A 6694-nucleotide genomic window follows, 5' to 3' on the forward strand; every position below is an offset into this window, starting at 1 on the left:
ATTGAACCAAAATCACACCAGTTAATAAAATCAAAAAAGAAACAAATGTTTTACCAAATTTCTTTCCAGTTAATTTTAAGTGTAAGACAAATTTTGAGGCGATCAACAATAAGACAAAATTCATTAGTGCTGCAATCGTTGTGGCTGCAGCTAATCCCATTGCCCAATACTGATCGATTAATACGATCGCTAAAACGACGTTAATTCCAAATACAGAAATAATACTTAATGTAACTGGTAGAATCGATTTCTCTCTAGCATAGAAGAAACGTGTAACATATAAGTTAGCTGAKWGAGCWAACATTGAAAGCACTAGCACTTGAAATAAAGGTGCAGTCATTAACGTTGATTCACGGGTAAATTGTCCATACTCAAACACAACCGTGAAGATCTCCTCCGCATAGAAAAAGGCAAAAATGGTTGAAGGAACAATAAGCAATGTCATTAACCGTAAGCCCTTTTGAAAGATCGATTCAATTTCATCATTTTCATTTGCAGCTACTTTTTTAGCTAATAACGGGTAAATAACAGTTGTAACAGCTGTCATTAATACACTTTGCGGCAATTGAACAATCTTCGACGAATAGTTTAAAGCAGCAATCGCCCCATCTTGTAGTTGAGAGGCAAAGATCCGGTGAATAAGGAAGTATAGCTGTAATGTTGCTCCTCCTAATAGTATTGGCAATCCTAACCTGATTAATTTCTTCATTTCATCAGAAGAACCGAAACTAAACCGGAATTTAACGAATTTTTCTTTTCTAATCAAGTAGACCAGCATAACCACCATTAAGATTGCACTGATTGTAGCACCCCAGGCATGACTGAATGGACCAATAATCGGGAAAAGTGCTAAAGCAATAATGACAAAACTAGCGTTCATCAAAAATGTCGATGCAGTCGATAGTTTAAAGCGTTGGTTAACATTAAGGACACCTGTTAACCACATTGCTAATACTAAGAAGAATGTAGAAGGCGCCATAATAACAAACAAGTCACTTGTTAATTGCAACTCACTTCCTTCTAATCCTCTAAACACCAATGATATAACATTCTTTGAAAAGAACATTAATATAAACGTAAATCCTACTAACACAACCGTTAGCCAAGAAAATACACTTTGAAGAAACCTCTCCCTATGAAGAGGATCTCCTATCTTACTATAAACTGAAATAAATGCCGTAGTGATTGCGCCTCCCACGACAATATAAAAAAAGTTTGGTAGTGTATAGGCCGTTATTACACTATCGGCAACATAGGAAGTACCGAATTGAAAACCAATAACGATCTCCCTAAAAAAGCCAATAAACCTGGAACCTAAATTAATGACAGCAACGGTGCCTATAACAGCTAATAGTSACTTTCCTTTCATTCCATTCCCTACTTTCCACTTGCGACCATTACCTAGGCTTTCGTCTCTATAAACTCAGAAATAAGCTTCACAATATGATCTCGCCCACTTTTATAAGGCTTAGGTGTAAACCCTTCTACTTCTCTTGTGATAAGGTTCTCCAAGTCACCTACATTATCAGAGCCTAAAATATGTCCTGCATGTGTAAACTGTTCGACAATTTCCACTTGGTGATCATCATTATGTTCATTGAACTCCGCACGTCTTGCAAGCGCAATGACCTTCTTCCCTTTTTTCACACCTGTGATAATCGATCCGGTGCCTGCATGAGTAATTATAAGAGAAGCTTCTTCAAAGTTTTGGTCCATTTCATCATAACTCATGAAAGGAATTAGCTTCATTGACTGCGATTCATAAGGAGTATGACCTAACTGTACAACGATCTTCTCTGTTATGACTCCCGATTGTTGGAGTCGTTCTACTTCTTCTAATAAACGTGTAAATGGTAGCTCATGAGTACCTAATACGACAAAAATCAATAGATAGACCCCCCGTAAACTGCTTTTGGATAGACCTTCTTCATTGTTTCCCACTGCACGATGAACATATCAGAAATAGGATAAACCATTCTTCCCGATAAAGTAGGAGTTGTTGTCTTTGCAAAGCTTTCAATAAAGATGACCTTTTTTCCAAAAAGCTTCGCAATATAACACATTGGGACTGCAGTATGAGCACCAGTCGTCACTACAACATCTGGTCGTTCTTTGAGAAAAACATAAAAAGATTTTATACAATTAAAGGAAAATTTAAAAAGATAGCTAAATAAGTAATTTCTCGCCCCATATACTAATAAAGAGGTAGGGTGATCTTTTTTTAGCTCTTCCGTAATACTCGATTTTTCCGTAACAATATGATAATCATAAGTTTCAAAGAGCGGCTTCAATTGTAAAAGTTGTGTTAAATGCCCACCAATTGAAGAGATAAACATAACTTTCTTTCGTTTGGGTTTTGCCACGATTTTATTCTCCTCTACGTTGATATAGCTCAATTAGCTTTTGAATGATTTTTTCTTGATCATACTCATCTGCACGCGAAAAACCAGCCTCAACATATCGCTTGGCCAGATCTTTTTGATCAAGAATATCTTCTATTCCTTTTTCTAGCGAACGTGCATTTTGTGGTTCAACTAAAGAACCATGTTCCCCGCGGAGAAGGTATTCTAAACCTCCGACTCGGCTACCAACAACAGGTGTCCCACAAGACATGGCTTCTAATGCAACCAGACCAAAGCCCTCTAAGTGAGAAGGGAGCACAAATACATCGGCTGCAGACATCCACGTAGCTGCTTTTGCTTGCGAGACAGCCGGGTGCATAACGACATCTTGTAAGTTATTTTCATTGATATAGTCAATTAACGTTTCTTTAAACTCTAGCTTTTTTTCGTTACCTATTAAACAAAGAGTTAGAGTAGGATCTTTCACCTTTAATTCTTTATAAGCTTCTAGTAGCTCTAATAAGCCTTTTTCTTTAATAAGATTGCCAATAAAGACAATAGCCCGCTTATCTGCAGGAATTCCTACCTCTTGTTTGGCCTCCATTTGATCAATCGGTTTAAAGACCTCTCGATTCACTCCCATATTGAGAATGGTCATTTTACTTGAAGGCACTTGATACTCTTGACTAATCTGTTCATAGAGCTTCTCCCCAACTGCAATCACTTCATCTGCTTCATTTAAAATATTGGCTGTGTGTGCTCTTGTTCGTTCATTTTTCTTAGCCATTCTCTCAATGTCGCCTCCATGAGAGGTTACAACAAGCTTAGTCTTAAATATTTTTTTGAACAATAAAGCTAGCAATCCTGTTGGGAATATATAGTGCGCATGAACGACATCATATTTACGCCCTTTAGTGATTAAGGTTAGAAGCGTTTGAATCATCCACTTGCTATATTTCATTAGTACCCTTGGTTTAGCCATACTTGGATCCTGAACGGCTATTACATCCACTTCGATCCCTTTTGAACGCAGGGCTTCTACTTGATTCTTAACGAAAATCCCGAACGTCGCTTGACGAGGTCCGGGATACATATTACTTAATACGAGTACACGCAACTTTTTATTCATTGCCAGTCTCCTTTTTATACCAGTTGACTCCTATACCTAAGAATAACCATAACCATAGTGCAATTTGATGATTTTCCCATGCTGTTGACAATAAGCCCATTACCACAAAAGCAATCGCAAATGTTACAACAAATAAACTCACCCATTTTTTCATTAGAATATCTGTTTGTTCGGAGAAAACCGTCATCGTCTTGATGACTTTAAATAAGAAATAACCTAAAAGTAAGACACCAATAACACCGTACTCTACAATAACGTATAACGCATTGTTATCTACCGTTTTCATCGTACTTGGAAGACCTTCATCTAAAAATTGATGGAATGGAGAATTGAACACAAATGCTGCGTTACTACCAAACATTCCTGGTCCGACGCCTGTAATTGGATTTAATAAAAAGACATCTAACCCACTCATTATAATAAGGAAGCGATAGTTTTTAGATAAATCTAGCGTATACAGATTACGTTGCGCAAATCCATCTAGGAAAAAGAGGGCTGCAGCATAACCTACTACGAAAACGACAACAAGTGCCGCTGAACTAACAAGTAAGATTCGAAATGCTTTGTTTTTCCTAAAGATAATTCCTATCAAACCAAGGCACCCAATGAGTGCTAAGAAAGCTTGTCGTGAAAACGTTAAGGCAATGGCCGTCAAGATCACTGCACCAATAATGAGGTAGATCATTTTTGACTTTGTTGATAGATTTCCTTTGTAGACGAAAACATACAATAGGACAAGAAGTAATACAGCCACTAAGAAGCCAGCTAATGTGTTACTAGAATCCATCATTCCAAATGCTCTTACTTCTTCTCCTATCTCAATACTTCTTCGTTCCTCAATATTACGTAAAGGCAACGGTACAAGGAAAGCGATCTGAAGAAAACCAATGATTGATTGAACAATTCCTATCCCTAAAATGAGATAAAACACTTTCTTAACCCACGCAGTAGGAATCTCGATCGCTAATAAAATATAGAATAAGATCAAATATTGAAAGATGGCTCTTAATCCAAATATCCCTTGCGCAAAGGGAACATTATTAATAAACATACTAAATAAAGCAAAACTAAAAAACAGTAACAAACTAAAGTTTAAAGGGTTCTTCAATTTATGAAGTAGGTTTTTTCGACCTATTGTAGGGTGAATCACGACAATAAAAGCCATGATGATTAAAAGTAATTCCCCTGTATAAGAGATTCCCATTCTAACAATGGAAGGAAGAAAACCAGCCCAAATTTTTGTAAATTGCAGCTCAACCGCAGTCCAGATTATCAATAACATTGTAGTTATTAACAAAATCCGATTGGCACGTTCAGCAGGTAAATATTTCGCTATCATCTGATTCACACCATTCATCATTCTAATTCAGCTTGAATTGCTCAGTACCTTTAAAAGCTTCAGCCTTCAATTGAGTAGATACTGACACAAATTGCTTTTGTACGTTAGTCCAGTTTTGCTCCATATCTTTAAATGCATCTACGATGGGAGTTGTTTCAGTTGTCACATTCTCAATCGGTACACCATACGTATCCATTTCCATTAATTGCATGAAATCAAGCACTTTATGGTGATAGCCAACCCCAATGACTGGAGTTTCGGCCACGACAGACAAGATAAGAGAATGCAAACGGGTTCCGATTATCAAGTCTTGTTCTGCACTAATACGTACAATATCTTTTGGATGCAGATTTTCTTCAATAATAGTAGTTGAACCTTCATTTTTCATTTCTGCCAGAATATCTTTTGTCACTTGAACATCCTCTGGGAACTTTGTTGAATAGAAGGTGATTTCTACATTTTTTTCTGTTATTAGTTGGTCTAATTGTGCCGCCATTCCTTTTACATAAGTAAGATACTTGTCCATATCTGGTGTAGGCCAGTACTGCTGACTAAAATAAGGAACGGCTGTAACACCGACCTTTTTTATTACTTGACTTGGTTTATGTGTTTGCTCAGCAGGGACTGAGAAAGCAGGATCCCCAATCACATGAACCTCTTTATTAGCCCCAATTTTCTCTAGTAATGCTTTTGAGTCTCCGTCACGAACAGATACGGACTCTGCTAGATTGACAAGTTTTTTGATAAAGAAACGACCCGTACTCGTTTTAATTGGGCCTGCCCCTACTCCGTACACAACCACTTGACAGCCCGCTCTCTTTCCCGTCATACCTAATACACTGTAGAGAGGAGCATCTCGCTTGTACATATCCATCAGGAGACMACCGCCACMGACAATCAACAGGTCTAACCCCTTCATCACCTTATAACTTTCCTTCACCGTTTTAATACCAGATTTCAAAATGCTTCCTTCCTTATATAAAAGGGGGACTGATGACATCTGATATCTCTCTGTCGTGTTGCTTGGTTGGTTACTAAAAATAACAATATCCTTTTGACGAACGCCTACATGCTCTGTCAACTGATGTAAAATTCCCGTTAGGATTGCCTCGTCACCATTATTATTGTGACCGTAATTACCTATAATACCTACTCTCATTGTATACGTCCTTTTCTACTTTTTAGCAAAGCGGCTTGCTGCCAGTTCTTTTATATATTCTTCCATATCTTCTTTTAAATCGTCACGCTCAAGCGCAAACTCAATCGTCGTCTTAATGAATCCAAATTTCTCCCCTACATCGTAGCGAGTTCCGTTAAATTCATAAGCTAATAACCTTCTCTGTTCACTTAGCGTTTGCAGGGCGTCCGTTAACTGAATTTCAGCTCCACTTCCAGGCTCGGTTTTTGCTAAGATGTCAAAAATATCTGGAGTTAAGATATAACGACCCATAATAGCTATATTACTTGGAGCATCCTCAATTTTTGGTTTCTCCACTAGTCGTTTGACATCGTGAACGCCTTCTTCTCGCATATCACAATCAACAATCCCATAACGTTCAACTTCTTCATTAGATACTTCTTGCACACCAATAATTGGGCTCTCATATTGATCATAAAGCTCCATCATTTGTTGCAAGCATGGCTTCCCATCATTTTTAACAATGTCATCCCCAAGAAGAACGGCAAACGGCTCATTCCCAATGAATTTACGTGCACAATAAACAGCATGTCCCAAACCAGCAGGAACTTTCTGTCTAATATAGTGAATATCTAATAAGTCTGTGCTTTGTTGAACAGAAATTAATAGATCCGATTTATTTTTGCGTCTCAATTCTTCTTCTAATTCAACCATTTTATCAAAGTGGTCTTCTATTGCTCTTTTAC

7 protein-coding genes are annotated in these 6694 nt (G+C 37.6%); all 7 read right to left on the minus strand.

The genetic code is table 11. The features are described 5' to 3' along the window. On the minus strand, positions 1-1369 hold a 1369-nt coding region (gene murJ, locus AB685_RS24780), incomplete at its 3' end, for a murein biosynthesis integral membrane protein MurJ (protein ID WP_047973256.1). A 32-nt stretch (positions 1370-1401) separates the two neighbouring features. Next, a complete protein-coding gene (gene pssE / locus AB685_RS24785; protein WP_047973257.1) occupies positions 1402-1887 on the minus strand; it encodes a PssE/Cps14G family polysaccharide biosynthesis glycosyltransferase in 486 nt (161 codons plus the stop codon). Next, entirely contained in the window at positions 1884-2363 is a 480-nt protein-coding gene (pssD, locus tag AB685_RS24790) for a PssD/Cps14F family polysaccharide biosynthesis glycosyltransferase (protein WP_241773377.1), read from the minus strand. The genes pssE and pssD overlap by 4 nt, the downstream gene beginning before the upstream one ends. Before the next feature lie 4 nt (positions 2364-2367). Then, positions 2368-3471, minus strand: a complete 1104-nt coding sequence (locus tag AB685_RS24795; RefSeq protein ID WP_198530581.1) for a glycosyltransferase — start codon at positions 3469-3471, stop codon at positions 2368-2370. Then, positions 3464-4810 (minus strand): O-antigen ligase family protein, encoded by a 1347-nt coding sequence (locus AB685_RS24800; RefSeq protein WP_047973258.1) that lies wholly within the window; start codon positions 4808-4810, stop codon positions 3464-3466. Before AB685_RS24800 ends, AB685_RS24795 begins: the two co-directional genes overlap by 8 nt. Before the next feature lie 22 nt (positions 4811-4832). Continuing rightward, complete coding sequence (locus AB685_RS24805) at positions 4833-5969, minus strand: polysaccharide pyruvyl transferase family protein (RefSeq protein WP_047973259.1); 1137 nt, start codon at positions 5967-5969, stop codon at positions 4833-4835. Between the two features lie 15 nt (positions 5970-5984). Continuing rightward, on the minus strand, positions 5985-6694 hold a 710-nt coding region (locus tag AB685_RS24810), incomplete at its 5' end, for a UTP--glucose-1-phosphate uridylyltransferase (protein WP_047973262.1).

The sequence above is a fragment of the Bacillus sp. LL01 genome, assembly GCF_001037965.1.